The sequence below is a fragment of the Mesorhizobium sp. WSM4849 genome, assembly GCF_055811385.1.
In genome coordinates this window covers 75,820-102,262 of record NZ_JBVVPW010000022.1, presented here as the reverse complement: position 1 = coordinate 102,262, position 26,443 = coordinate 75,820, and the positions used below count along the sequence as shown (strand labels likewise).

At 63.3% G+C, this 26,443-nt stretch carries 26 protein-coding genes; 19 read left to right on the top strand and 7 right to left on the bottom strand.

Features of this window, described 5'->3' with window-relative positions:
• Nucleotides 1-44 precede the first annotated feature (44 nt).
• From AC0L3L_RS23780 to AC0L3L_RS23765, 4 genes are read left to right on the top strand one after another with little or no spacing between them, the layout of a single operon-like run.
• Nucleotides 45-917: a branched-chain amino acid ABC transporter permease gene (locus AC0L3L_RS23780; protein WP_473489868.1), complete on the top strand. Its 873-nt coding sequence runs from the start codon at nucleotides 45-47 to the stop codon at nucleotides 915-917.
• A gap of 13 nt (nucleotides 918-930) precedes the next feature.
• The gene (locus AC0L3L_RS23775; protein WP_473489867.1) at nucleotides 931-1,917 is read left to right on the top strand and encodes a branched-chain amino acid ABC transporter permease; all 987 of its coding nucleotides are present in this window, start codon (nucleotides 931-933) and stop codon (nucleotides 1,915-1,917) included.
• A 2-nt stretch (nucleotides 1,918-1,919) separates the two neighbouring features.
• Complete coding sequence (locus AC0L3L_RS23770; RefSeq protein WP_473639313.1) at nucleotides 1,920-2,660, top strand: ABC transporter ATP-binding protein; 741 nt, start codon at nucleotides 1,920-1,922, stop codon at nucleotides 2,658-2,660.
• Nucleotides 2,657-3,370 carry an ABC transporter ATP-binding protein gene (locus AC0L3L_RS23765; protein WP_473639276.1) on the top strand — a complete coding sequence of 238 codons (714 nt, stop codon included), beginning with the start codon at nucleotides 2,657-2,659 and terminating at the stop codon, nucleotides 3,368-3,370. Before AC0L3L_RS23770 ends, AC0L3L_RS23765 begins: the two co-directional genes overlap by 4 nt.
• Here the strand turns inward: AC0L3L_RS23765 and AC0L3L_RS23760 are convergent.
• Complete coding sequence (locus AC0L3L_RS23760; protein ID WP_473489866.1) at nucleotides 3,352-3,576, bottom strand: dihydrofolate reductase family protein; 225 nt, start codon at nucleotides 3,574-3,576, stop codon at nucleotides 3,352-3,354. The genes AC0L3L_RS23765 and AC0L3L_RS23760 overlap by 19 nt on opposite strands.
• 434 nt (nucleotides 3,577-4,010) lie before the next feature.
• On the opposite strand from AC0L3L_RS23760, the gene AC0L3L_RS23755 reads away from it, so the two are divergent.
• A complete protein-coding gene (locus AC0L3L_RS23755; RefSeq protein WP_473639275.1) occupies nucleotides 4,011-4,616 on the top strand; it encodes an adenylate/guanylate cyclase domain-containing protein in 606 nt (201 codons plus the stop codon).
• 1,549 nt (nucleotides 4,617-6,165) lie between these two features.
• Here AC0L3L_RS23755 and AC0L3L_RS23750 read toward each other — a convergent pair.
• A complete protein-coding gene (locus tag AC0L3L_RS23750) occupies nucleotides 6,166-6,921 on the bottom strand; it encodes an SDR family NAD(P)-dependent oxidoreductase (protein ID WP_473528837.1) in 756 nt (251 codons plus the stop codon).
• A gap of 202 nt (nucleotides 6,922-7,123) precedes the next feature.
• Here AC0L3L_RS23750 and AC0L3L_RS23745 point away from each other — a divergent pair, with 202 nt between their 5' ends.
• From AC0L3L_RS23745 to AC0L3L_RS23710, 8 genes are all read left to right on the top strand, one after another.
• Nucleotides 7,124-8,005, top strand: a complete 882-nt coding sequence (locus AC0L3L_RS23745) for an AraC family transcriptional regulator (protein ID WP_473488221.1) — start codon at nucleotides 7,124-7,126, stop codon at nucleotides 8,003-8,005.
• Between the two features lie 358 nt (nucleotides 8,006-8,363).
• A complete protein-coding gene (locus AC0L3L_RS23740; RefSeq protein WP_473639274.1) occupies nucleotides 8,364-9,419 on the top strand; it encodes a LacI family DNA-binding transcriptional regulator in 1,056 nt (351 codons plus the stop codon).
• A 181-nt stretch (nucleotides 9,420-9,600) separates the two neighbouring features.
• On the top strand, nucleotides 9,601-10,857 hold the full coding sequence (locus AC0L3L_RS23735) for an ABC transporter substrate-binding protein (protein ID WP_473639273.1): 1,257 nt from the start codon (nucleotides 9,601-9,603) through the stop codon (nucleotides 10,855-10,857).
• A 377-nt stretch (nucleotides 10,858-11,234) separates the two neighbouring features.
• Nucleotides 11,235-12,161: a carbohydrate ABC transporter permease gene (locus AC0L3L_RS23730; RefSeq protein ID WP_473639272.1), complete on the top strand. Its 927-nt coding sequence runs from the start codon at nucleotides 11,235-11,237 to the stop codon at nucleotides 12,159-12,161.
• Entirely contained in the window at nucleotides 12,161-13,018 is an 858-nt protein-coding gene (locus AC0L3L_RS23725; protein ID WP_473639271.1) for a carbohydrate ABC transporter permease, read from the top strand. Before AC0L3L_RS23730 ends, AC0L3L_RS23725 begins: the two co-directional genes overlap by 1 nt.
• A 24-nt stretch (nucleotides 13,019-13,042) precedes the next feature.
• Nucleotides 13,043-15,025, top strand: a complete 1,983-nt coding sequence (locus AC0L3L_RS23720; protein ID WP_473639270.1) for a glycoside hydrolase family 127 protein — start codon at nucleotides 13,043-13,045, stop codon at nucleotides 15,023-15,025.
• 112 nt (nucleotides 15,026-15,137) lie between these two features.
• Nucleotides 15,138-16,301 (top strand): hypothetical protein, encoded by a 1,164-nt coding sequence (locus tag AC0L3L_RS23715; RefSeq protein ID WP_473639269.1) that lies wholly within the window; start codon nucleotides 15,138-15,140, stop codon nucleotides 16,299-16,301.
• Nucleotides 16,288-16,920 carry a hypothetical protein gene (locus AC0L3L_RS23710; RefSeq protein WP_473639268.1) on the top strand — a complete coding sequence of 211 codons (633 nt, stop codon included), beginning with the start codon at nucleotides 16,288-16,290 and terminating at the stop codon, nucleotides 16,918-16,920. The genes AC0L3L_RS23715 and AC0L3L_RS23710 overlap by 14 nt, the downstream gene beginning before the upstream one ends.
• Here the strand turns inward: AC0L3L_RS23710 and AC0L3L_RS23705 are convergent.
• From AC0L3L_RS23705 to AC0L3L_RS23695, 3 genes are read right to left on the bottom strand one after another with little or no spacing between them, the layout of a single operon-like run.
• A complete protein-coding gene (locus AC0L3L_RS23705) occupies nucleotides 16,917-17,357 on the bottom strand; it encodes a GtrA family protein (RefSeq protein ID WP_473639267.1) in 441 nt (146 codons plus the stop codon). The genes AC0L3L_RS23710 and AC0L3L_RS23705 overlap by 4 nt on opposite strands.
• On the bottom strand, nucleotides 17,350-18,042 hold the full coding sequence (locus AC0L3L_RS23700; protein ID WP_473639266.1) for a class I SAM-dependent methyltransferase: 693 nt from the start codon (nucleotides 18,040-18,042) through the stop codon (nucleotides 17,350-17,352). Before AC0L3L_RS23700 ends, AC0L3L_RS23705 begins: the two co-directional genes overlap by 8 nt.
• Nucleotides 18,017-18,997 carry a glycosyltransferase family 2 protein gene (locus AC0L3L_RS23695; RefSeq protein ID WP_473639265.1) on the bottom strand — a complete coding sequence of 327 codons (981 nt, stop codon included), beginning with the start codon at nucleotides 18,995-18,997 and terminating at the stop codon, nucleotides 18,017-18,019. The genes AC0L3L_RS23700 and AC0L3L_RS23695 overlap by 26 nt, the downstream gene beginning before the upstream one ends.
• Nucleotides 18,998-19,438: 441 nt before the next feature.
• Between AC0L3L_RS23695 and AC0L3L_RS23690 the strand changes: the two genes are divergently transcribed.
• From AC0L3L_RS23690 to lpxK, 6 genes are all read left to right on the top strand, one after another.
• The gene (locus AC0L3L_RS23690) at nucleotides 19,439-20,782 is read left to right on the top strand and encodes a TldD/PmbA family protein (RefSeq protein ID WP_473639264.1); all 1,344 of its coding nucleotides are present in this window, start codon (nucleotides 19,439-19,441) and stop codon (nucleotides 20,780-20,782) included.
• Nucleotides 20,769-21,575, top strand: coding sequence for a 3'(2'),5'-bisphosphate nucleotidase CysQ (locus tag AC0L3L_RS23685; RefSeq protein ID WP_473639263.1), 807 nt, complete (start codon nucleotides 20,769-20,771; stop codon nucleotides 21,573-21,575). The genes AC0L3L_RS23690 and AC0L3L_RS23685 overlap by 14 nt, the downstream gene beginning before the upstream one ends.
• A 76-nt stretch (nucleotides 21,576-21,651) precedes the next feature.
• Nucleotides 21,652-21,897, top strand: coding sequence for a DUF4170 domain-containing protein (locus AC0L3L_RS23680; RefSeq protein ID WP_029354097.1), 246 nt, complete (start codon nucleotides 21,652-21,654; stop codon nucleotides 21,895-21,897).
• A gap of 6 nt (nucleotides 21,898-21,903) precedes the next feature.
• A complete protein-coding gene (locus tag AC0L3L_RS23675) occupies nucleotides 21,904-22,692 on the top strand; it encodes a lysophospholipid acyltransferase family protein (RefSeq protein ID WP_473639262.1) in 789 nt (262 codons plus the stop codon).
• A complete protein-coding gene (waaA, locus tag AC0L3L_RS23670; protein WP_473489309.1) occupies nucleotides 22,689-24,005 on the top strand; it encodes a lipid IV(A) 3-deoxy-D-manno-octulosonic acid transferase in 1,317 nt (438 codons plus the stop codon). Before AC0L3L_RS23675 ends, waaA begins: the two co-directional genes overlap by 4 nt.
• Before the next feature lies 1 nt (nucleotide 24,006).
• A complete protein-coding gene (gene lpxK / locus AC0L3L_RS23665; protein WP_473639261.1) occupies nucleotides 24,007-25,035 on the top strand; it encodes a tetraacyldisaccharide 4'-kinase in 1,029 nt (342 codons plus the stop codon).
• Nucleotides 25,036-25,128: 93 nt separating this feature from the next.
• On the opposite strand, the gene AC0L3L_RS23660 is transcribed toward lpxK, so the two are convergent.
• Nucleotides 25,129-25,362: a DUF2093 domain-containing protein gene (locus tag AC0L3L_RS23660; protein ID WP_095496171.1), complete on the bottom strand. Its 234-nt coding sequence runs from the start codon at nucleotides 25,360-25,362 to the stop codon at nucleotides 25,129-25,131.
• 143 nt (nucleotides 25,363-25,505) lie between these two features.
• Nucleotides 25,506-26,432 (bottom strand): LysR substrate-binding domain-containing protein, encoded by a 927-nt coding sequence (locus AC0L3L_RS23655; protein WP_473639260.1) that lies wholly within the window; start codon nucleotides 26,430-26,432, stop codon nucleotides 25,506-25,508.
• Nucleotides 26,433-26,443: the final 11 nt, after the last annotated feature.

Genomic DNA, 26,443 nt, shown 5'->3' with positions numbered 1-26,443 from the left:
AAAAGCATGTTGCGGATTTCTTGGACTGACGGACAGGTTTGCCATTGGATCTTTTTCTTCAAACCCTGCTCAACGGCCTGCTGATAGGCGGTGTCATCGCCACGTTTTCGATCGCCTTCCAACTGACCTTCGGCGTGCTCCATGTCATCGACTTTGCGGTCGGCGCGTGGGTCGTGCTCGGCGGCTACTTCGCCTACTACATGGCGGCCCTTCTCGGCATAGACGGGTTCCTCGCCATGCCGATGGCCTTCGTCCTGTTCGGCGCGATCGGCTATCTCATGGGGCCGATGATCTACAATGTTCGAAACAGCCGCACGGCGCGACCCGAACTGATGGCGCTCGCGCTGACCTTCGGCATCTTCACCTTGCTGCGCGGCGGAATGCTGACCGTCTGGGGTTTCAATACGCATAGCGTGCCGACGGCGCTCAGCGGTCACAGCATCATGATCGGCCCGGTCACAGTTCCCCTGATCCGGGTGGCGGCGGCGGCGTTTGCGGTACTCATCGCCGGCGGGCTGTTTTTCTTTCTCTTTCGCACGCGCTACGGGCTGGCGATCCGAGCGACGGCCGAAAACCGCCAGAACGCCGCCTTGATGGGGGTCAACATCCGGCGTCTCAGCGCCAATGTTTACGGGCTCTACGCGGGGATCACGGCGATGTCGGGCGTTCTGATGGGAGGCATCTATTCGGTCAATCCGGAGATCGGCCTGCGCTATACGCTGTTCGCCTTCTTCGTCGCCGTGCTGGCAGGGCTGGGCTCGCTGGGCGGCGCGCTTGTGGCTGCCCTGCTTCTGGGCGTCATCGAAGCCTTTGTCGCGACGTATGGCGGAGCCAGCTACTCGCATCTCGCGATCTTCGCAACGCTCTTCCTTGTCCTGTTGGTTTCCCCGCGCGGCATCCTGCGGCGCGGACTGTGAGATGGCCCAGACCATGAAAAATCGTTGGGCCGGCCTGCTTCTCCTCGTCGTCATCCTCGTCGTGCTGGCGTTGCTGCCGGTGCTGGTCAACAATTACTGGCTGCGCATCGCCACCGGCGCGCTGATGTGGGCGGGGCTCGCCTGTTCCTGGAACATGCTAGGCGGCTATGCCGGCTACATCAATTTCGGCCATTCGGCCTTCTTCGGCATCGGCGCCTACGCCACCGCCCTCCTGATGGGCGCGGATTTCGCTGTGCCGTTCCTCGCCACCATTCCCATGGGCATGATCGTCACAGCCCTGTTTGCGGTCGTCATCGGCGCGCCGACATTGCGGCTGCGCGGCGCTTATTTCGCCATCGCCACCTGGGCCTTCGCCGAAGTGCTCATGCAGTTCGCCACCGTCGTCGACTTCACCGGCGGAACCGGCGGTATCGGCCTGCCTCCCTTCCTCAACGAGCGCTTCTTCTATTTCGCCATGTTCGCGGCCGCCGTCCTGACCTATTTCCTCACCTGGTTGCTGTTCGAGCGCTCCCGCTTCGGCTTGAAGGTCAAGGCCTTACGGGACCACGAACCGGCGGCCGAAGCCATGGGCATCAACACCTCGCTGGTCAAGTTGCAGACCTTCATGCTCAGCGCCGTCGTCGCCTCCGTGTTCGGCAGTATTTTCGCCTACTGGGTGACCTTCATCAATCCAAAGAGCGTGTTCGGCGGCGACATCACCGACCAGATGGTCGTCATGGTCCTGCTCGGCGGGCTCGGCAGCCTGTGGGGGCCGGCCATCGGCGGCGTCGCGCTGTTCTTCGTCAACCGGCTTATCTGGATGTACTATGGCGATACCGCCTTCTATATCGCCATTCTCGGCGCCGCCATCATCCTGGTGGTGCTGTTCCTGCCCAACGGCATCGCCGGCCTGTTTGCGCGGCGAAGCGGGAAATCAGGCAGCGTGCTCGACACGGTGCTCGGACGCCTGCTCGGCTCCCGCCAGGGAGGACGCTCGTGAGCATGACTGCGCAAGTGCCCGCGCCAGGCGACCAGCCCATCCTCTTCGTTCGCGACGTGCACAAGCATTTCGGCGGCATCCAGGCAGCCGCCGGCGTCGACCTGGAGGTCGGACGCGGCGAGATCGCCGGCCTCATCGGCCCCAACGGCTCGGGCAAATCGACCCTGTTCAACCTCGTGGCCGGCATGGAGACGCCCGATCGCGGGCAGATCCTGTTCGACGGCCATGAGATCGGCGGCAAAAAGGCCTATACGATAGCCCGCCTCGGCCTCGCGCGCACCTTTCAGATCCCGGCGTTGTTCGAGAACATGACAGTCAGTGGGAACCTTCTGGCCGCGGCTGCCGAGGGTCATTGGCATGGCGCGCACCAGCGGGCGGACGAGACGCTGGCGCTGCTGCATCTCGAACCGGTCGCCAACAACCGCGCGTCCGACTTGTCCGGCGGCCAGCAGAAACTGCTCGAATTCGGCCGCGTGATCATGCGCCAGGCGTCCCTCATCCTGCTCGACGAGGTGACGGCCGGCGTCCACCCCAACATCCGCAAGATCATACTGGAAGCGATCGCCAGGCTGCGCGAGCAGGGAACCAGCTTCTTCGTCATCGAGCATGACATGGAAATGGTGCGCAATGTCTGCGACCGCATCATCGTCATGGATTCGGGGCGGGTGGTGACCAGCGGCGCGTTCGAGGACATCGTGCAAAATTCCGAAGTCATGCAGACCTATCTAGGGCGTCCGCAATGAGCACGTTGGTCGCAGACAGCGTCGTTGCGGGCTACGGCAAGCAGGAGATCGTCCATGGCGTCTCCCTTGTCGCGGAAGCCGGCAAGATCACCTGCATCTTCGGCCCCAATGGCTGCGGTAAGTCGACTTTGCTGAAAGCGATCGCCGGCGCGCTGCCGGTATGGGGCGGCACAATCGGGCTTGGCGGCGAAACGATCGGCAATTTGCCGGTCCATGAAGTCGTGCGCCAGGGCCTGGTGCTGATGCCGCAGGGCGGCGGCGTGTTTCCACGGCTGACGGTGATGGAAAATCTGCGCATGGGCGGCTACGCCATTGCCGACCGGAAGCTGGTGGACAGGCGCATCGAGGCTCTGGTCGACCAATATCCATCGCTGGCGCGGCGGCGCAAGACCACGGCCGGAGCCCTTTCGGGCGGCGAACAGGCGATGCTGGCGCTGGCGCGCGCGCTGGTGTCGGAACCGCGTTTCATCCTGCTCGACGAACCGTCCGCCGGCCTTTCGCCGGCCATGGTGAGCGAGACGCTGGAGCGCATCAAGGTGCTGACCGCGCGCGGCGTCGGCATTCTCATGGTCGAGCAGAACATTCGCGAGGCCATGCCGATCGCCGACCGGCTCTATATCCTGGCCGCCGGAGAAAAGCGCTTCGAAGGCACGCCCGGAGATGTCCGCAACGACCGACAGATCATGGACATCTATATGGGCGGCGCCTGATGCCGCTTGGCGAAGTCTCCGGTTTCCTCAGGCCAGGAGCCGGCAAAAATCTCATAGGTCGTGCGCCCCAGAAGCATGGCGCCGCTGTCGGCAAGCTCGTCCTCCTTGAACCTTTGCATTTCTTCGTTCCAGGTCACGCTGGGCAGCTTCTCGACCTCGGCGATGCCATCGACGCTGATGAATTCGGTGACGATGAGTTTTCGCATGGCGCTCTCCTTTTGATGGAGGACGGATGGCGCGGGACTTCTGCGACACGCTCCGTGAAAAATAGCGCGGCGCTTTGTTAGCCTTTTGGTCGATGTCAGACACAAGCGTCGATCTCAGTCGACCTGGTGCCCGGCGCCAATTCCAACCGGCAGGAGAAGCGCGAAGCGGTGGTGGGCGGTCGGTGCTTGTTTGTCTGCGATGGCCGCTTTTGACCCTTTCGAGACCTTCCGGAGTCGAATTCTCTTCTTGAAAGCCGACATTGGCCGGAACCAGCACTCGCGACCCGAAGCAGTCATTGACTGTTGAAGGCTCAATGTCCCGAAAGGGGTAGGAGACCATCATTCCACCCAGGTAGCCGTTCTCGTTGCTGGCCACGATGGACTCCTACGTGCGGCGCAAATACAATCGATCCAACCAGTGAGGCGATCACTTAATGGCTGATGAACGCGTCAAGCGCCGTCTTGCCGCCATCGCTGTGGCCGACGTGGTCGGCTACAGCCGAATGATGGAGGCGGATGAGGCGGGTACGCTGGCGGCACTGAAGGAGCGGCGCAAGGCGATCCTGGAGCCGATCGTTCGCGATCGCGGCGGGCGGATCGTCAAGCTTATGGGCGACGGCGTGCTGATGGAGTTCACCAGCGCGGTGAACGCGGTCGAGGCTGCAGTCGAACTACAGGCCAAAATGGCGGAGGCCAACCAATCCGTCACCGAGCACCGCCGCATATTGCTGCGTATCGGCATCAACCTGGGCGACGTGATCGGTGAGGGCTCGGACATCTATGGCGACGGTGTGAACGTTGCGGCTCGCCTCGAAGCCTTGGCAGAGCCAGGCGGGTCTGCGTCTCGGCCAAGGTTCATGAGGAATTGCGAGGCAAAGGCAACGCTGCCTTCGAGGACATGGGCGAGGTGGCGCTCAAGAATATCGTCAGACCGGTGCGGGTTTACCGTGTGGAAACGAGTACTGGTCAAGTGGGCGGGCGGGCCGCAACGACGTCTGCTGCCAGGCCCTCCATTGCCGTTTTGCCATTCGACAATCTGAGCGGCGATCCCAGTCAACAATACCTTTCGGACGGCATCACGGAGGACATCACCACCGAGTTGTCGCGGTTCAGAAATCTTACCGTCGCGGCGCGTCACGCTTCGTTCCATCTTGCCAGGATGGGCATCAACCCAATGCAGGCCGCCCGCGATCTGGGCGCGAACTACGTCATCGAAGGTAGTGTGCGGAAGGCGGGCGAGCGGATTCGCATTACTGCACAGTTGATCGACGCAAGGACAGGCAACCACGTCTGGGCGGAGCGGTATGATCGCGAATGCGACGACATTTTTGCTGTGCAGGACGAAGTCGTGGCAGCAATCGTGACGACGCTCGAGGGGCGAATGGTGGCCGCTGCTGCTCTTCAGGTGCGCAAGCGGCCAACGTCGAGCTGGACGGCCTATGACTTTTTCCTGCAGGGCCGGGAGCTGGCCGACGCCAACATTGAGAAGGAGGCCGTTCCGCTTTTTTCCCGCGCGACGGCGATCGATCCCGATTTTGCGCACGCTCACGCCTGGCTGGCGATCGCTCTCCTCGGCCGCTACTGGTTCGACACCGATCCACGAACGCTGCACGAAGCGTCACTTGCCGCACAAAGAGCCATGGAGTTGGACAGCAACGATCCGACGGTCCACCACGCCAACGGCATGGTCATGGTGTGGCTCCGCGAATACGAACGGGCCGGCGTCCATTTCGACCGCGCCGTCGCTCTCAATCCGGCCGATGCGCAAATTCGCGCGGACCGAGCGAATTGGTTGCGATACGCCGGCCGGCCGGAGGAAGCTCTGGCTTCAATCGACGACGCGCTGAAGAGAACCCCGTTTCCACCACACTGGTTCTGGGTAATTCGCGCCAAAATTTTGTTGGAACTGAGGAGATATGGCGAAGTCGTAGCGGCCTTGGACAACATGCCAAAAAAGGATCACCCCGCTTGGCTCACACTGGCGGCCGCCCATGACCATCTCGGCCATGCCGCTCTCGCTGCGCATGCGCTGGCGAAGGCTCGCGAACTTAGACCCAGCATCTCATCGCGGGAACTGATCGCTGTGAATCCTTATGCTCACCGAGATGCGCTCAAACCTCTGCTCGATGGCCTGCGCAACGCCGGATTGCCGGAGTAAGTAGGCCGCCAATGGGACATTGAAAATTTACACCACGCGGCGAGTTCACCGGAACGCATGCGGATGGCTTCGCGGTCGCAAACGATAGTTCGTCCCTTGAGGTTGCGAAACACCGCGCCTCTTGCCCCGGCCGTAGGCTACGCGCGGAGTGGGTGACGAATGCGGCGTTTCGCGTTCGTATCGTGAATGCACCCAAAGATGGCGCGACCGAGCCGGCGGTAGGATTCGGCTCTGCCGTACAGCCGCGGAGCGTTCTACGTCGCCGTTGGGTGGAGGACCGCCCTTCAAGTGTGGCTCTCGGAATGACGTGGTTGCCGGACATTCCGGTCTTTCAGCTTCAGTCGACGGCCAAAGGAGGCTTTTCCCGACGGCGGAATGACAATGCGCGCGGCTATACGGCCGCGCGCTTCAGTTGTCGGGGGTCCGACTGATCAGATCGCCTGACCACCCGAAACCTCGATCCGCTGTGCCGTAACCCAACGGTTATCCTCGCCCAGAAGGCTTGCCACCATCGGCCCGATGTCGTCGGGCAGCCCCACGCGGCCAAGCGCGGTCATCCCTGCGAACTGCGCGTTGACTTCGGCATTGTCGCGCACCAGCCCGCCACCGAAATCGGTCTCGATCGCTCCGGGCGCGACCGTGTTCACTGTGATCCCGCGCGCACCCAGCTCTTTCGCCATATAGACGGTCAAGATTTCGACCGCCCCCTTGGCGGCCGCATAGGCCGAGAAGCCCGGATAGGACACGCGGGTCAGGCCCGAAGAAAAGTTCACGATCCGCCCGCCATCTGCGATGAGCGGCAGAAGCGCCTGCACGAGGAAGAATACGCCCTTCACATGGACGTCGAACAGACCGTCGAACTGCGCCTCGGTGGTATCGCCGATCATGGTGAATTCGCCGTGGCCGGCATTGTTGATCAGGTAATCGAAGCTGTCGCGGCCCCAGGTCTCTTTCAGCGCCGCGCGCAGGGTCTCGGCAAAGGCCGCGAAGCTGGCGACCTCGCCGAGATCGAGCTGCAGGGCAACCGCCTTACGGCCCAGGGCTTCGATCTCGGCCACAACCTCGCGAGCCTGAGATGCGTTGCCGCGATAGGTGACGATCACGTCGCGGCCATGCTGCGCGATGCTGACAGCGGTGTTGCGGCCGAGGCCGCGGTTGGCGCCGGTGACAAGTGCGATCTTGGTCATGCGGGAAGTCCTTTCATCCGAAGCGATGGGGACAACATGCGGCAAGAGCGTCTCCAGTTGTTGCCGATGCCTCGCGTAGTCTTGCCTGTTCCTGCAAATCTGGATCGGCCTTGCCGCACAGGATTTGCCAGAATGTCCGGATTTCTTGCCTGATCCTTCTTTAGTTCTTGCCTGAAACGCCACCACCCTTCAACTTGCCCCCATGAGCCGAACGCTTCTCGACCTTGTGCGCAGCTTTGCCGACACTCATGCCGACCGTTTCGGGGCGGCGTCGACGCCTATTCCCGGCCTGACCGCGATCCGCGCCACGCAGCCCGGCGAATTGCAGGTGGCTGTCAATCGGCCGCTGGTGGCCATGCTGTTACAAGGTGTCAAGCGGGTCACGATAGGGGCCGAGACATTGGAATTCGGTCCGGGCGAGTCGCTGCTGATCTCGGCCGATGTGCCCACGGTCAGCCAGATCACGCAGGCAAGCCTCGGCGCGCCCTACTATTCGCTGGTGCTGGAACTCGACCCCGTCCTTATGCGGGAACTCGCGGTCGAGATGGCGGCGGTCCCGGGCGATCCGTGCAAGCCTGTCCGAGTGGAGCCGACCGACGCAGATGTCGCCGATGTGGCCCTGCGCCTGATGCGGCTTCTGGACCGTCCCTCTGCCCTCCCGGTCCTGCAAGGGCCGTTGCTGCGCGAGATTCATTTCTGGCTTCTGGCGGGACGGCACGGATCGGCCCTCCGCAGCCTCGGCGGGGCCGATGGCCATGCACAACGCATCGCCCGTGCGGTCGCTATGATCCGCGAAAGCTATGCACGGCCGATCCGCATCGAGGAACTGGCCGAGGCCGCGGGGATGAGCACCTCGTCCTTCCACCAGCATTTCCGCCAGACCACCACGCTGTCTCCCTTGCAATTCCAGAAGCAGTTGCGCCTGATCGAGGCTCGGCGCCAGATGCTGGCCGATGGCATGAGCGTGAGTTCGGTGGCTTATGCGGTGGGCTATGAGAGCGTGCCTCAGTTCACCCGCGAATATGGCCGTCTGTTCGGCAAACCACCGGCCCGCGATATACGACAGGCACAGATGGATGCGTAGTCTGACTCTGCTTCAGAAGAAAGCGAGCGTCCGCTGTGGGCTCAATTGAGCCGTTCGTCGCGTCCGCCGCCGAGGACCGGAAAGGGTCGACACCTGCCGGAGCGTGAACGTCCCGTTCGGAGAACCGTCGGGAACGGCGGCTTATGGCGCAAAGCGGTCGTAGATCACGGCACCCAGCAAGAAATCTCAGACACGCCCAAACCAAATCTATCCCTCTTGCCATCCCCGCATCCTTCCCCTAATCTCTTCTGAGAAAACCTTTTCCCAACTCGCCCCGCATCCGCTGACCTCACCAATCAGCACATCGCAGGGTAACAAGAGAAAACCTTTTTCCAACTAAGGAATTCAGTGCCCAACCATGGCTTCTGACACCTCGCCAGCGCCCGCCAAGACCCCAGTCACCCTGCGTGAGGTGGCCTCCCTTGCCGGCGTCAGCGTTGCCACGGCCTCAAAAGCGCTGAACGGGCAGGGGCGGATGACTGCCGAGACGCGCGAGCGTATTCGCGAGACGGCGCAGCGTCTTGGCTTTCGCCCGAACAGCCTGGCGCAGAGCCTGTTGCGCCGGCGCTCCTTTACCGTCGGCCTTTTGACCAACGACACCTACGGCCGGTTTTCGCTGCCGGTCATGTCGGGCATTTCGGACGCGCTGGTCGACAAGGGCGTCTCAGTGTTTTTGTGCAATGTCGAGGATGACCAGCGCCTCGGCCAGCTGCATGTCGATGCCATGCTCGACAAGCGCGTCGACGGCATCATCGCCACCGGCAAGCGCATCGATCGCCATCTGCCGGTCGATCTGTCCAATCTCGGCGTTCCCGTGATCTACGCCTTCACCCAGCCCGATCCCGGCGCCATCGCTTTCGTGTCTGACGATGCCGGCGGCGCGCGCCTGGCGGTCAAACACTTTTGGCGGCTTGGCCGGCGGCGCATCGCCCATGTCACAGGACCAGCGAGTTTTGCGGTGGTGCATGCGCGGGCCCAGGCCTATCGTGACGTGCTGACCGAGAAAGGCTTGCCGGTCATGGAACCATTGCTCGGATCGTGGTCGGAAGCGTGGGGTCACGAGGCGGTGAAGCAGCTCTTCGACGGCAAGCTCTCGAAGAGTGGGGACGAAAAGCCCGATGCCGTCTTTTGCGGCAACGACCAGATCGCGCGCGGCGTCATCGACGCGCTGCGCGAGCGCGGGCTTGATGTGCCGGACGATGTCGGCGTCATCGGTTTCGACAATTGGCAGATCGTGGCCGAGGCAACCCGGCCGCCGCTGACCTCCGTCGACATGAACCTGGCGGCACTCGGGCGCGAGGCCGGTCTTACGCTTCTTTCGCTCGTCGGCGGCGAACCCGCCGAGCCGGGCATAAGAAAACTGCCGTGCCGGCTGGTGGTGCGTCAGTCATGCGGCCGTCCGCCGGGCGGCTGAGACCATGCATGTCGCCCAAAAGTGCGTAGCGGTTTTGGGATCACGACATGCATGAATCAGAAGTGCATGTCGCCCAAAAGTGCGCAGCGGTTTTGGGATAACGACATGCATCAAAGCGAAAGGTCGCGCGCGCCTGCAGGGCAGTGCGGCCGAATGAGGAGAAAAACATGAGGAGGAGAACATGAGGACCATTATTACCGGGCTCGCCTTTGCCGCGAGCATTTTTTCCACGCTAGCAGCAGTCGGGCCGGCCGCAGCCGCCGAGACCGCTAACATCTGGGTTCGCGCCGACGGCTCGAACTTCATGCCGCGCATCGTCGATGCCTTCAACAAGGGGCATGAGAACCAGGTGAAGCTGGACATCATCCCCAATGCCGAGATCATCCCGAAATACGGCGCTGCCGCCGCCGGCGGCACAGCACCCGACGCGCTGTCGCTCGACCTGATCTACACGCCGTCCTTCGCTGCCGCCGGCCAGTTGGAAGACATCACTGACTGGGCGAAATCGCTACCTTATTTCAACAGCCTGTCGCCGGCGCACGTCAAGACCGGCACCTACAAGGACCGCATCTACGGGCTGCCGTTTTCCGCCGATAGTTCGGTGCTGATCTGGAACAAGAAGCTGTTCAAGCAGGCCGGCCTCGACCCTGAAAAAGGCCCGACCAACTGGGCCGAGATCGAAGCCTATGCCGAAAAGGTCAACGCGCTCGGCGGCGACACCAAGGGCTTCTATTTCTCCGGCAATTGCGGCGGCTGCAACATCTTCACCTTCACGCCGCTGATCTGGGCCTCGGGCGGCGACATCCTCACCGAGGACGGCTCGAAGGCGACGCTCGACAGCCCGCAGCTGCGCGGCGCCATCGACCTCTACCGCTCGATGATCAAGAAGGATCTGGTGCCGGCAGGCGCGCAGACCGACACCGGCTCCAACTTCTTTGCTGCGTTTGCCGGCGGCAATATCGGCATCTCGCCGTCCGGCGCCTTCGCCATCGGCGCGCTGAACACGGAATATCCTGACATCGACTATGGCGTCACCTTCCTGCCTGGCAAGGATGGCGGCTGGTCGTCCTTTGCCGGCGGCGACAATTTCGTCGTCACCAAGGGCACCACGAAGATCGCGGTGGTCAAGGAGTTCCTCGATTTCGCCTACTCGCTGGAAGGCCAGACCATACTGGCGAAATACGGCAGCCTTCCCGTGCGCGGCGATATCGCCAATGAGGCGCTGAAGGATCTAGACCCGCGCTACAAGATCGCCGCAGAGGCCATGGCCAAGGGCCGCACACCCTATTCGGTGGTGTTCAACGACCTGATCAACTCCGCCAACGGTCCATGGAACCAGATGGTCAACGAGGTCTTCTTCGGCGAAGACGTCGATGGCGCTATCGCCAACGCGCAGGAAACCATGCAGTCGATCATAGATTCGGCGCCGCAGCAGTAGGCGCCGGCTCCCCTTGAGGGGAGGTCGGACCGCAGGTCCGGGTGGGGTCGCTGCGGCAGTGCTCGACGTTCTTTTTCCGTTGGCGCGCGTCAGAGACGACCCCACCCCCGGCCTTCGGCCGGACCCTCCCCTCAAGGGGGAGGGGGACGTCGCGCTAACAGCAAGGCTATCGCATTGAGAAAAGACCCCCTCATCCGGCCGCTTCGCGGCCACCTTCTCCCCGCTGGGGAGAAGAGGCTGGCGTCAACGCTGGCGACCTCCTCTCCACTCGGGGAGAGGTCGGATTGCCCCGAATTGCCCTTTGCAATTCGTTTGGCAATCCGGGTGAGGGGGTCTTTTGCCGTTGCGGTTGCCCTGAACCCAGTGAGCGGCCAGCCATGACCTCCATCGCAGCAACCTCCGCCCCAGCCCGCCGCCGCAAACTGGTCGGCGCCGGCCGCCGGCAGTGGATCGGCCTGCTCTATGTCGCGCCGGCCGTCGCATTGGTCGTCGTCTTCTTCATCATCCCGCTTTGCATGACGGCGTGGATGTCGCTGCACAATTGGCCGCTGATGGGCGCGCACTCCTTCATTGGCCTCGACAATTACTGGGCGATCCTGCGCGATACCAGGTTCTGGAACGCGCTGCGTTTCACCGGCTATTACACAGTGGTGGTGACGATCGCGATCTTCGTCGTCGCCTTTCCGCTGGCGCTGTTCATCGAAAGGCCGCGGCCGCTGACCGGCTTCTACCGGACGTCGTTCTTCATGCCGGCCGTCATCGGTTTTGCCTCGGCCAGCCTGCTCTGGTCGTGGCTGCTCAATGTCGATTCCGGCCTGTTCAGCCCCGCCGCCTTCGAACTCGGCCTGACCGAGAAGAAGGTCAATCTGCTGGCGACGTTCCAGCCGGCGTTCTGGTCGATCATCGCCATGGTCGTCTGGAAGGTGGCGGGCTTCACCATGATCATCCTGATGACCGGCCTGCAATCCATCCCGCCGGATCTGCAGGAGGCGGGGATGATCGACGGGGCAGGGCCGCTGGCGCGGTTTCGCGCCATCACTCTGCCGCTGATGCGCCGCACCCTGGCGTTGGCGCTGATCCTGTCGGTTGCCGGTTCGGTGCTCGCCTTCGACCAGTTCTACATCATCCTGCGCGGCGGGCCGCGCAACCAGACGCTGACCGCCGTCTACTGGATTTTCAACCAGTCATTCGTGTCGTTCAAGCTCGGCTACGGCGCCGCACTGTCGATGATCCTGCTGGTCATCCTGGTCGCGCTCAGCCTCATCCAGCTGCGGCTGCTGCGCCAACCCGAGGGAATTGACTGATGGCGCAGGCACGCAGCCGCAAAAGACGCATCGGCATGCAGATTGCCGAGCATGCGACGGGCATCATCGCCTCGTTGCTGTTCCTGGCGCCGATCGTCTGGACCGTGCTTTCGGCGTTCAAGCCGGCGCAGGAGTCGCGTCAGCCGCCGCTGCCGCCCTGGCCGACGACCGGCTTTTCGGTCGAGAATTACGCCACGCTTAACACGTTCGGCGACGGCCTCTGGCTGCCGGCGCAAAACAGCATCTATGTCTCTGCCATGACGGTGGTGCTGTCGGTGATCGTCAGCGTGCTGGCCGGCTACGGTTTCTCGCGCTTCCGCTTTCCGCTGAAGAACCTGCTCTTCGTCGTCATCCTGTCGACGATCATGATCCCGTTCCAATCGATCCTGACGCCGATCTTCCTGGTGCTGACCAAGATCGGCCTGCACAACACGCTGACCGGGCTGGTCTGCGTCTATGTCACGCTGCAGCTGCCGTTCTCGATCTTCATGATGCGCAACGCCTTCGACGCGGTGCCGCGCGAGATCGAGGAGGCCGCCCGCATGGACGGCGCCAACAATGTCACCATGCTCTTGAGGGTGATGCTGCCGCTGGTCTGGCCGGGCATCGTCACCATCGCGCTGTTCGCGTTCCTCGGCGCTTGGAACGAGTTTCTGGCAGCGCTGGTGCTGATGACCGACCAGTCCAAATTCACGCTGCCGATCATGATGACGGCGCTGCAGTCGGGCCGCTTCGGCGCCATCGACTGGGGCGCGGTGCAGGCGGGCGTCACCGTGATGATGGTGCCGTGCCTGGTGCTCTTCCTCCTGCTGCAGCGCTTCTACATCCGCGGCCTGATGGCGGGGGCCGTGAAGTGATCCCTATTCGAACGGAGTAAATTCATGACCGCATCGCAATCCGCTAAACCGGCCGCCAAGCCGAAGCTCGCCTTCCGTCCGCTGCCGGTGCCGCAGGTCGATGTGCGCGGCTTCTGGGGCGACCGCGTCGATGCCGTCGCCACCAGGACCGCCGACATCCTCTACGAGCGCTGCGTCGAGGCGCGCATGCTGGAGCAGATCGATCCGGACCGGCCGTCGCCCGGCGTCGTCATTCCGTTCCACTCACCCTCGCCGGACGAGGCCGCCACCGCCGGCAACGAGTTCACGGGATCGACTGTGACCACCCAGATGTTCTGGGACTCCGACTGGGGCAAGACCATCGAGACCGCCGCCTACTCGCTGTATCGCCGCCGCAATGACGAGCTGGAGAAGAAGATCGACGCCGTCATCGACATGTACGGCAGACTGCAGCAGCCCGACGGCTATCTGTCGAGCTGGTACCAGCGCATCCAGCCCGGCCTTCGCTGGACCAATCTGCGCGACTGCCACGAGCTCTATTGCGCCGGGCATCTGATCGAAGGGGCGGTCGCCTACTACCAGGCCACGGGAAAGCGCAAGCTGCTCGACATCATGTGCCGCTATGCCGACCATATCGCCGATATGTTCGGTCCCGAACCCGGCAAGAGGAAGGGCTATTGCGGCCACGAGGAGATCGAGCTGGCGTTGGTCAAGCTGGCGCGGGTCACGGGCGAGAAGAAGTACATGGACCTCGCAAAATACTTCATCGACCAGCGTGGCCTTGAGCCGCATTATTTCGACGAGGAGGCGCGTGCCCGCGGCGTGGACCCCAGAGCGTATCATTTCAAGACCTACGAATATAGCCAGTCGCACAAGCCGGTTCGCGAACAGGAAAAAGTCGTCGGCCACGCGGTCAGGGCGATGTATCTCTATTCGGGCATGGCCGACGTCGCGACCGAATATGGCGACGACTCGCTGCGGGTGGCGCTCGACCGGCTGTGGGACGATCTCACCACCAAGAACCTCTACATCACCGGCGGCATCGGGCCGTCGTCGCACAATGAGGGTTTTACCGCCGACTACGACCTGCCCAATGAAACCGCCTATGCCGAGACCTGCGCTTCGGTGGGACTGGTGTTCTGGGCCAGCCGCATGCTCGGCATGGGCCCCAATGCGCGCTATGCCGACATGATGGAGCGAGCGCTCTACAACGGCTCGATCTCGGGCCTGTCGCTCGACGGCTCACTGTTCTTCTATGAAAATCCGCTGGAAAGCCGGGGGAAGCACAACCGCTGGAAGTGGCATCGCTGCCCGTGCTGCCCGCCCAATATCGGACGCATGGTCGCTTCGATCGGCAGCTATTTCTACAGCCTGTCCGACGATGCACTCGCCGTCCATCTCTATGGAAACAGCACGGCTCGTTTCGATATCGCGGGCCGGCACATGGAACTGACCCAGGCCAGCAACTATCCGTGGGACGGGGCAGTCTCGATCGGCGTCGAACCCGAGGCACCGACGACATTCACCTTGCACCTGCGCCTGCCGGCCTGGTGCCGCAAGGCGGCGCTCAAGGTAAACGGGGAGGCGGTCGATCTGGAGGCGGTTACCAGCGACGGCTATGCCGCGATCCGGCGCGAGTGGCGCAAGGGCGACCAGGTCGAGCTCGAGCTCGAAATGGCCGTCGACCGGCTCTATGCCAATCCGGAGGTGCGGCAGGACATCGGCCGCGTCGCGCTTGCCCGCGGCCCGTTGATCTATTGCGTCGAGGAGACCGACAATGCCGGCCAGCTGCACCGCATCGCCTTGCCACGCACGGCAAACATCGAGGCGCATAAGCAGCCGAACCTATTGGGCGGCGTCGTGACGCTTTCGGCTCTGGCCAGGAAAGAGGCGTTTGAGAGCTGGGACAACGGCCTCTACCGCACCGAACCGCCGGCGGTTGAGGAAGCAAAAGTCACCGCCGTTCCCTATTTCGCCTGGGACAACCGCGATGCCGGCGAGATGCTGGTCTGGCTGAGAGACTCGTGATCCGGGGACGAAGATGATGCCGCCGACGAAAGGGGTGTCTTGAATTTGCCCCGGCGGCGCTAATTTTAGAGGGGGAGAGTGGCGCCAGCCACTCGAATGGGTGGAGGCAGAGTTGGCGCTCGAAGATGTCGCGCGTCCGAGCGCTGGCGGTCGCGCCATGGTCCTGACCGTCGCAGCGGTGCCGTTGCTGTTCGTGCTCAGCGGTCTGGCCATTCGCTATGCGGCATTTGCTTCGGTGTCGGAGGAACCAGGTTTCGCGGCCTATGCCCGCGCGCTTTGCCGGTGGGATTGCGCCTGGTATATCGGCATCAGCGAACAGGGTTACGAGCGCTTTCCCATTCCAGACCACAGCAATGTCGGTCGCTGGGGCTTCTTCCCGCTCTATCCGATGCTGGTGGCGGCGATCCGGTCTGTTTTTCCTTTCCCGACTATACTGGTCGCCACCATCATCTCCATTGTCTGCAGCTACGCCGCCTGTCTGGTGGCGTGGCCGCTGCTCGAGAAGAACATGCGCGCCTATGTGCTGTATTGCGCGTTTCTGCTCAGTGGCCCGTTCTCCTTTCACTTCACGACCTTCCTGAGCGAACCGCTTTTCGTGCTTCTGACCTCGTGCGTTTTTCTGGCGCTCAAACGCTCCAGCTACCTCGCCGCGGGCGTTTCATCCGCGCTCCTGTCGGCGACCAGGCTCGTCGGGGTCTTCGTCGTATTTGCGACCGTCATTCAAATGTTCAGGGAGCACCGCCAGCAGGGCGGACCAGCGATGTCTTTCCCGCGTTGGGTGCTTGGCCGGCCGGATCTGCTGGTCGCTGTCCTCATCTCGCCGGCCGGTTTGTTCGCTTACATCCTGTTTCTTTACCTTACGGTCGGGGACGGCTTTGCGTTCCTGCATGTCCAGCGCGCGTTCGGACGGGTGGCCGGCAATCCCCTGGTCTTTCTATGGGACGGGCTCTCAGCGGTTCCGACCACCGGATGGCTACCCACGGCGCCGCAATGGAGCGCGCTCGCCGCGATCACCGGATTGGCGCTGTCGGCCGTTCTGGCGGCTCGAAGGCAATATGGCGCGGCACTGTTCTGCGCGCTCGGTATTATCCTGCCGCTGATTACCAACCTGGCCTCGATGGTCAGATATGTCGTTGGGCTTGCGCCTCTGACAATGATGCTCGTCGTCCTGTTGTCGGCGTCGAAGCTCATTTGGCTCGCGGCTTTGGTTCTCTTCCTGGGCGCCTGCTATTTCATGACTGTGGCGTGGATCGGAGGCTACCTTGCCCTGGTCTGACCTTTGGGAGCCTTTCAGACGCGCCGCCTCGATCGGCGGCTACGCACTTGTGGCAGTTCTGGCCGGGTCCGAGACCTTCATCCTTGCGCTTGCTCTCAATCCAAACGTCAATGCCGATTATCGCGCCTATTACATCGATCGGACGACCACCTGTCTCAATCGCAATGCCGTCGGCAGCTACACACTTGGCCAGACGATATCGTTCCGGAACGACGGCGCCAAACTGGCAGCCAGCATAAAGGTCTGCGGCTGGTCGGGACCCGTTGCCGACGGCACCCATTCCGTGGGGGAGACCTCCCGGCTTCGCGTGAAGATACCGCCGCTGCGCAACGGGCTGATGGCCACGCTGCAAATGGCCGCCGTCATTCGTCCACCGCAGATCACGCAAAGGGTGGTGATCTCGGTGAACGGGTTTCGGGTGCATGCGGAGACGCTGTCTGGCAAAGAACCACGAACGGTCTCGTTCGTCGTTCCACCGCCGGCTCTTGGCAAGGCCGATACACTCGAAATCGCCTTCGACTATCTCGACGGCATTCCGCCAACGCCGGCCGCCAGCAACATCTACAAGCGATCCATCAAGCTGGTGTCGTTCCGGCTCGATGCGATTGACACGGATTAGGTGGAGCGGTCGCCGTGCCGGTCGGGTCTTCGCTGCGCAAAAACCCATCGGTCGAGCATGAGAAGATTGACCGCCGGAATAAGCAGGCATGTAACCAGAATGGCAATGATGGGCGGCAGCCCGAGTTTCGCCGTCAAAAGCGCCGGCGCCGCGTAAGCCACGGCGAAGCCTGTCGCCGTCAGCAGCAGAAAACGCGCAGCTTCCGATCGGTGCGATCCGCTCGACATGAAGGTTACTGATTTGTGGGCGAAATACGAAAACACGGCAGCAATGGCGTAAGCCGCAAGCGACGCCTGGACAGGCGAGAAGCCGATCCATTTCGATTCGACCAACGCGATAGCCAGGACGGCATACAGGATCGTCGCGGCGATGCCGACCAAGCCGAAGCGCGCCAGCAGCTTCAGCCCGGCGCCGGCAGTCGAACGGTCCTCAGACATGCGCGCTGCACGCAAACTGGGCTCCGAGCGGTAGGGGCGCGAGCAGGCGCTCGAGTCTTCTGACGAAGGGCCTGGCCGACGGCAGCAGCAGGAAGTGCTCGGATCGGATATCCCTGAATCCCGTCTCCTGAAAGAGGGACCTTGCCTTGGCAGCGTTGAGCAGGACCGCATCCTGATCGAACGGACACCGCAACACCGCAAGACGCGTCAGCGGATTATAGGGATTGTGCTCGATGATGCAGGCGACGCCGCCCGGCCGCACGACGCGCCGCATTTCCCGGAAGAAATCGAGCCAGGAAACGGGCGGAACGTGATGGACGACGCAACTGGCGAAAGCCAGATCGAACGCCCCGTCCTCATAAGGCAGGCTCGGCGTGGTGCAGGCCCTGTAGCTCACACGCGGATTGTCCTGGCCGGCGCGCAGGATCGATTCTTCCGAGACGTCGCAGCCATCCAGGCTCTCGAAGACGCCTTCGAGATAAGGGTGGAGCGATCCGACGCCGCAGCCGATATCCACCGCCCGCACACCGGCACCATCCTGCCGAAGCCTTCGCTCGACGACAAGATGCTGCAGCAGGTCGGCTTTGGCGATAAGAAAGAAGTCGTGCCTGAGGCCGGAAAACCGGATGGATCCTGCGACCGCCTCGCCATAATTTGATTTATAGCTGTCGAAGAGTTCGGCCATCAGCCGAGGCTCCGTTCCTGGGTTTTCGAAACGATCGACGGCTCTCACCCGGGGTGGCGGAACGCACTGCCGTGTCGAAGCCGGCGACCCTGTCGATCACGTAAAGCGGACGGCGTTTGACCTCGGCGTGGATACCGCCGACATAGAGCCCGACCACGCCGGTCATGAAAAGATTGATGCCGCAAAGGAGCGACACGATCACCACGGTGGATGTCCAGCCGGCAATGATGCCGGTTTCAAAAATCCAGGCGAAGATAGCGTAAGCACCGAACACCACCGCAAGCGCGGAGATGGCCAATCCGCCCCACAACGCGATGCGCAGCGGCTTCTCGGAGAAGCTGACGATGCCGTGAACGGCAAGGTGCATCATCTTCCAGAATGGGTATTTGGTCTGGCCAAGGGTCCGCGCGGGACGTTCGAAAGGCACCGCCGTCTGCTTGAAGCCCATCCAGGCGAACATGCCCCTGACGAAGCGGTCCTGTTCGGGCATTTGCTTGAAGGTTTCCAGTGCCTTGCGGCCGACCAGGCGGAAATCGCCGACGTCGCGCGGGATGTCGACCGACGTCATTTTCTCCAGCAGACGGTAGAAGAGGCTCGCCGTAAAGCGCTTGAACCAGGATTCGCCCTCACGCTTGACGCGGCGGGCATAGACGATCTCGAAGCCTTCCTTCCACTTCGCCACCAGATCGAGAACCACCTCCGGCGGGTCTTGCAGGTCGGCATCCATGACGATGACGGCATCACCAGCAGCAGCGTCCATGCCGGCCGTGATCGCGACCTGGTGGCCGAAATTGCGGGAAAGCTCGATCAGCCGGAAGCGCTGCTCGACGCCGACCACTTTTCGAAGGTATTCGACGCTTCCATCGAGGCTTCCGTCATCGACGAAGATCGCCTCAGCCTCTCCATCCAACCGGCAGATCAGGGAACTGATCCGCTCGATCAGTCGAGGCAGCACCTGTTCTTCATTGTATATGGGAAGGACCAGCGAATACCGCGGCGGCGACTCGTTCACCGCAGTCCTAATGCCTTGGATCACAGAGTCTCGCATGCCGTTGAAAATGGAACGCAAGCTACAAAGTTCCAAGGATACACAAGAAATCGCTAAATTTAGCGGTTTCGGGCAGGTGACGTTCATGAGTGGAACGGACATAGGCGGCGTTACCGCAATCGAACGTCCGCATGTGATCGAGACACGGCATCAAAGAGGTTGTCGACCAGTCCAAACCTGGCGCGAAGCAGCCTTTGACGCACCGTTTCGATCATGCCGCCTAACGCCGATCTCTGCTGGCCGATCTATCCTGCTTGCGACTTCTGCCATTGCACAAGCCACATCGGAGCAATAGATGGTGCGGAACGGCCGCCCTTTTATGTCAGGCGGAAAAACAGGAACATGCGCATGACCGATACGCTCGACTCAGCGAAATTGACCGACCGCGTCGCGGCCCTGGTCGAGGCGGCCAAGCGGGCCGGCGCCGACGCCGCCGACGCGGTTGCCGTGCGCGGCCGCTCGACCGGCGTGTCGGTGCGGCTTGGCAAGGTCGAGGGCACCGAGGCGTCCGAGAGCGAGGATGTCTCGCTGCGCGTCTTCGTCGGCAAGCGGGTGGCGAGCGTCTCGGCAACCGCTGCCTCCGACCCCAAAGCGCTAGCCGAGCGCGCCGTGGCGATGGCGAAAGTCTCGCCGGAAGATCCCTATCAGGGCCTCGCCGATCCGGCCTTGCTGGTCAAGAAGCCGCGCGACCTCGATCTGTTCGACGCGACGGAAGTCTCGGCCGACCAGTTGAAGGAAGCGGCGCTGGCGGCGGAAGCGGCGGCTCTTGCCGTCAAGGGCGTTACCAATTCCGCCGGCAGCGGCGCCAGCGCCGGGCTTGGCGGGCTGGTGCTCGCCACCTCGCACGGCTTTGTCGGCCACTATGTCGCGTCGCGCTTTTCGCGCTCGACCAGCGTCATCGCCGGCGAGGGCACCGGCATGGAGCGCGATTATGAATTCTCCTCGCGCCAGCATTTCTCCGACCTGGACGCACCGGAGGACATCGGCCGCAAGGCCGGCGAACGCGCCGCGCGGCGCATCGGCGCGCGCAAGGCGACGACCGGGCCGGTCGATGTGGTGTTAGACCCGCGCGTCGCCCGCGGCATCGCCGGCCATCTTGCCGGCGCCATCAATGGCGCGTCGGTCGCGCGCAAGACCAGCTTTCTGCGCGACATGATGGGCAAGCAGGTAGCGGCGGTCGCGATCACCGTCACCGACGAGCCGCTCCGGCTCCGTGGCCAGGCGTCGCGCCCGTTCGACGGTGAAGGCATCGAGGGCGAAAAGCTGCTCATGGTTGAGAAGGGCGTTTTGAACCACTGGTTCCTATCGACCTCGGCCGCGCGGGAATTGGGGCTGACCACCAACGGGCGCGGCTCGCGTAACGGCTCCTCCGTCTCGCCGTCATCGACCAACCTCGCCATCGAGCCGGGCGAGGGGACGCCCGAAGACCTCATCAAGTCGCTCAAATCAGGTTTTTACGTCACCGAAGTGTTCGGCCAGGGCGTCGACATGGTGACCGGCGAGTACAGTCGCGGCGCTTCCGGTTTTTGGATCGAGAATGGCGAGCTCGCCTATCCGGTTGCTGAAGTGACCATCGCCTCGAACCTGAAGACCATGTTCCTCAACATGGTTGCGGCGAGCGACCTCGATCGCAATTTCGGCACCGCTGCACCAACGCTTCTGATCGAAGGCATGACCCTTGCCGGAGCTTGACCAGGTCACTTCCGCCGGGGCTCGCGAGGATCTGCCGCTGCTGCGCGAAGCTGCCCGCGAGGCGGGCGCCATCGCCATGCGCTATTTCGGCAACAATCCGCAAGTGTGGATGAAGGGCGGCACCTCGCCGGTGAGCGAGGCCGATCACGCCGCCGACGCCTATCTGCGCGAAACCTTGCTTGCAGCGCGGCCGGACTATGGCTGGCTGTCGGAGGAAACGGCCGACGATCCGGCAAGGCTTGCCGCCCGCCGCACCTTCGTCGTCGATCCGATAGATGGCACACGCGGGTTCCTCGAAGGCCTGCGCTCCTGGTGCGTCAGCGTCGCGGTGGTCGAGGACGGCCGCACGCTTGCCGGCGTGCTCGAATGTCCCGCCACGGAGGAGACCTATTGGGCGCTGCCCGGTGAGGGGGCGTTCCTGAATGGCCGTCGCATTGCCGTGCGCCGCCCGGCAGCAATGGTCGAAATTGGCGGGCCGAAGCCGTTGATCGCTTTGATGCCGGCGGAATGGCAGGGCCGGCTGAGCCGCGTGCCCTATATTCCCTCGCTCGCCTACCGGCTGGCGATGGTCTCCAATGGCAGGCTCGACGCGACGTTCGTCAAACCCAATGCACATGACTGGGACATCGCCGCGGCGGATCTCATCCTGCGCGAGGCCGGCGGCGCATTGCTCGACCAGAGGGGCCGCGCGCCGCGCTATGCCGGTGAAGTGATCCACCACGGCGCGCTGGTCGCCGGCAGCGGCGAACTGCTCGCCGTGCTCTCCGGCATCATCGCAGGGCTGGGCGGTTGAACATATCATCAATGGTTCCAAAGTCGGCGGCTTTGGTCTAGACCTGTCACAAACTCACGATATGTGAAGGACCGACATGACCGCGGAAGACGGAAAGAAGCAGCTTTTGCACCTGGTGTTCGGCGGCGAACTGAAGACGCTGGGCGGGACAGAATTCCGTGATCTCGACGCGCTCGATATCGTCGGCATCTATCCGGATTATCAATCCGCGCAAACGGCGTGGAAAGCCAAGGCCCAAGCCAGCGTGGACAACGCCCACATGCGTTATTTCGTCGTTCACCTGCACCGGTTGCTTGACCCCGACAACAAGGCCGCCGGTTGACATTTGATGGATCATGAAGCCGTGAAAGGGCCGGCCACGAGGTCCGCGGTCAGAGGGCGCCGCGGTGGCACCTCGAAGACATTCTGGCGCAAAATACGCGAACCGCTGGCGCAATCGCGATTCGTCAAGAACGCCATCGCCAGCCTGTTTGCTCAGTTCGTTCGCCTCGTCCGCCTGACCAACCGTGTTGTCGACGGATCGGCGCAGATGTCGGGCGGCGCCTACTCGGAGTTCGAACCCGGCATCATAGCCCTGTGGCACGGCCAGCATCTTCTGACTCCAGCCTACTATCCCAAGGGACGGCCGCTGGTCGCCATGGTGTCGCGTAGTGCCGATGCCGAGCTCAACGCACTGATGATCGAGAAATTCGGCATCGAGGCGGTGCGCGGCTCGGGCGGACGCGAAAGCTCGAAGCGTCGCGACAAGGGCGGCGCCAAAGCGCTGATCGCCCTGAAAAAGTCACTCGCCACCGGCAAGAACGTCGCCATGATCGCTGACATTCCGCATGGCACGCCGCGCGACGCGGGACTTGGCATCGTTCTCCTGGCGCGGCTTTCGGGCCGGCCGATCCTGCCCGCCGCCATCGCCACCAGCCGCCGCAAGGTGTTGGAGCGCAGCTGGGACAAGACCACGATTAACCTGCCGTTCGGCCGCTCCTCGATCGTTCTGGGAACGCCGGTTTTCGTTCCGGCCAATGCCGATGAGGCCGAAATGGAACGCAAGCGCCAGGAGGTCACGGCCGCGCTCAACGCCGCGACTGCCGAGGCCTACCGCCTCGTGGATGGCTCGAAATGAGCGAGCGCTGGGCGCGCACCTTCCTGACGGCGTATCGTTTCGCTGGCGCAGCCGCCTACCCGCTGATCGGGCCCTATGTCGCCTGGCGCACCTCCAGGGGCAAGGAAGACCGAATTCGCCGGCGCGAGCGCTATGGCATCGCCGGGCGCGAGCGCCCCGACGGGCCGGTGATCTGGATCCATGCGGCGAGCGTCGGCGAGACGATCGCCGTCGTGCCGCTGGTCGAGAGCATTCTCGACTACGGCGTCAACATCGTGCTGACGACGGGGACTGTCACCTCCGCTCAGGTTGCCGACGAACGGCTCGGCGACCGCATCATCCACCAATATGTGCCGCTCGACCTCAAGCCGGCGGTCAGCCGCTTCCTCGACCATTGGCGGCCGGACCTGGCGATCATCGCCGAATCGGAGATCTGGCCGATGACCATTCTGGAGCTCGGCGCGCGCCGTGTGCCGCAGGTGCTGGTCAATGGCAGGCTATCCGACCGTTCGTTCAAATCCTGGAAGAAGCGCGCCAACATCGCCGAGGCGCTGTTCGAGAATCTCGCTCATGTCGTCGCCCAGTCGGATGTCGACGGCGAGCGCTTCCTCTCGCTCGGCGCCCGGCCGGTCACCGTATCCGGCAATCTCAAGGTCGACACCACGCCGCCGCCGGCCGATGAAAGGACGCTGTACACGCTGAAGCGCCAGCTCGGCGCCCGCCCGACCTGGGCGGCAATCTCGACCCATGACGGCGAGGAGGTGGTCGCTGCCGAGGTTCACGCGATGCTGCACAAGCGTCACCACGGTCTGTTGACGATCGTCGTGCCGCGCCATCCCGATCGCGCAGAAATTCTTGCCGCGCAGATTTCCGGCATGGGCCTGAAAGTCGCTCGGCGCAGCAAGGGCGACCGGATCACCGCCGATACGGACATTCTGCTCGGCGACACGATGGGCGAGATGGGGCTTTACCTCCGGCTGACAGAGATCGCCTTCGTTGGCCGTTCGCTCACCTCGGAGGGCGGCCAGAACCCACTGGAGCCGGCCATGCTCGACACGGCGGTGCTGGCCGGCCGCAATGTCCAGAACTTTCGCGAGACCTATCAGCGCCTGCTCGACAGCGGCGGCGCCAAGCTGGTGCGCGACCGCGACATGCTGGCCGGCGCCGTCAATTTCCTGTTGAGCAACGAGGTGGCTCGCCATGAGATGATGGCGGCCGGCGCGGCGACCGTCGACGAGATGCGCGGCGCGCTGGCGCTCACCTTGAAATCGCTCGAACCCTACATTCAGCCGTTGGTCGTCAAGTCGCGCCTCAAGGGCGCCAACGGCCGCTAAGATGGCCAGCGAAGCGCCCCCCTTCTGGTGGGAAGAACCGGACTGGCGGGCGCTGGCGCTGGCGCCGCTGTCGGCGATCTATGCTCTCGTTGCCGGCCGCCGCATGCGCTCGGCAGCGCGCGAAAAGGTTGAGGCGCCGGTGCTGTGCGTCGGCAACTTCACCGTCGGCGGCACCGGCAAGACGCCGGTGGCGATCGCCCTGGCCCGGCAGGCCAGGCGCATGCAGCTCAATCCAGGTTTCCTGTCGCGCGGCCATGGCGGCTCCTTCGCGCAGCCGCATGTCGTCGATCCGCATCACGACGCCGCGAAGCATGTCGGCGACGAGCCGCTGCTTTTGGCCGAGCACGCGCCGGTCGCAGTGACGCCGAACCGTGCCGCCGGCGCGCGCCTTCTACTGGAAAAGCATGGCTGCGATTTCCTGATCATGGATGACGGTTTCCAGAGCGCCCGCATCCATATCGACTATGCGCTGGTCGTCGTCGATGCACGCTACGGCGTCGGCAACGGCCACGTCATTCCTGGCGGTCCGCTCAGGGCTGATATCGTCGACCAACTGGTTTTCACCAGCGCGCTGCTGAAGATGGGCGAGGGCCTTGCTGCCGATGCGGTCGTCCGCCAGGCGGCGCGTGCCGGCCGGCCGATTTTCGAGGCGCGTACACGGCCAAGCAGCAAGGCGGGGCTGGCCGGCAAGCGATTTCTCGCCTTTGCCGGCATCGGCCATCCCGACAAATTCTTCGACACGGTCCGTCAGGCCGGCGGCGAGGTTGCGCTGACCCGGTCGTTTCCGGACCACCATTTCTATGGCGAGGACGAGCTTGCCGAACTGTCAGCGACAGCGCGAGGTGCCGGACTTGGGCTCATCACCACCGCCAAGGACGCCGCCCGGCTGCGCCACGATGCCGCGTCCGCCGATTTCCTAGGACAGCTCGATGTGCTGGAGATCGACACCGTGTTCGATCCCGCCCACGTGCCTGAACGCATCATCGACGAGACGCTGGATGCCTGGCGGCAGCGCAAGCTGCAGGGGTGAATCAGAGAACCTTCGAGCGCCGCGGCGGTCGAATTTTTGCGGAGATGCCGGCGAAGGATCGCTACAGATCGGGTCTCATTCTGCGTAACCGGTTTAGCGCCGGCTGCGCATTTCGGGATGTGCCTCGATCTCGCGGCGCAGCGAGGCCGCGGCACTCACATAGGGCTCCTGCCTGGCGACGCTCCAGTATTTGAGCTCATCGAGCGGGATGCTTTCGCCGGTGACCGCACAGCGCACGAAGGCGCCGGGGCTGGTCACCTGGAAGTCGCCGTCCAGGTAGCGGATACGGGCTTCCTTGCCGCCGGGGCCTTCGAAGCGGTTCATCATGACATGGAGCCAAGGTTCATGACGATGTCATCGCCACAAAATGCCGGCAAGGTCAAGCTTGGAGCGAGACAAGATTGGCTCTGGTCGGCTCTGTTTCAGACGACAACTAGCCGAGCAAGCCGGCAAAGTGGATGTCCGGCATCCTACTGCTCGGCTACGATGAACTCCTCGATCTTTTCCGCCGCCAGCCCGGCCTGGGCCGCGATGCGCCGGGCAAGCTCGGCTGCGGCGGCGCGCGGTCGCCCTGTAGGCCGGTCGAGCCAGTAGGATATCGGGCTGAGAACGATGCGGTCGTCCACAGCGACGATGCGGCCTGACTTCAGTTGATGCTCGATCATCGGCGGCCGCGCCAGCGCGATGCCGAGACCATGGGCTGCGGCGTCGAGCACCAGATTGTAGTCCTCGAAGCGGCGGTCCTGCGGACGCGGGCGATAGTCCATGTCCTGCGCGGCAAACCAGGCGCGCCAGGCCGAGGCGTCCGAATCATTGATCAACGGGAATTTGAGCAGGCGGGCAGGGTCGCCACGGCCGATCTCGCGGGCGAGGTCCGGCGAGGCGACCGGAAACACATGTTCCTCGAACAGCTGCACCGAGACGCGGCCAGGGATGCGGCCGCGACCGCAGCGGATCGACAGATCGATACCGTCGTCGCCAAGGTCCGCCTGGCGGATGTCGACGTCGAGCACGATGCGCAGCCTGGACGGATTGTTTTCCAGCGCCGCCATGCGCGGCATCAGCCACAGCCCGCTAACCGAAGGGATCGAGGTCAGCCGCACCACGGCGGTGCCGCGCGGTTCGACCCAGCGGTCCGAATTGCTGGATATCAGCGCGAAGGCCTCAGTGGTGCGCAGATGCAGGCGGTTGCCTTCGATCGTCAGCGACACCCCACGCGCGCCGCGATCGAACACTTTCAGCCCGAGCCAGTCCTCGAGCTTGGCGATCTGCCGGCTGACGGCGCCATGGGTGATGTTGAGTTTTTCGGCAGCCGCCGAAAAGCTGCCCGTCCGCGCCGCGGCGTCGAAGGCGCGCAGGGTTTCGAGCGGCAGTATTGCGTCAGAGCTGTGATCCATAGTCACAGCTG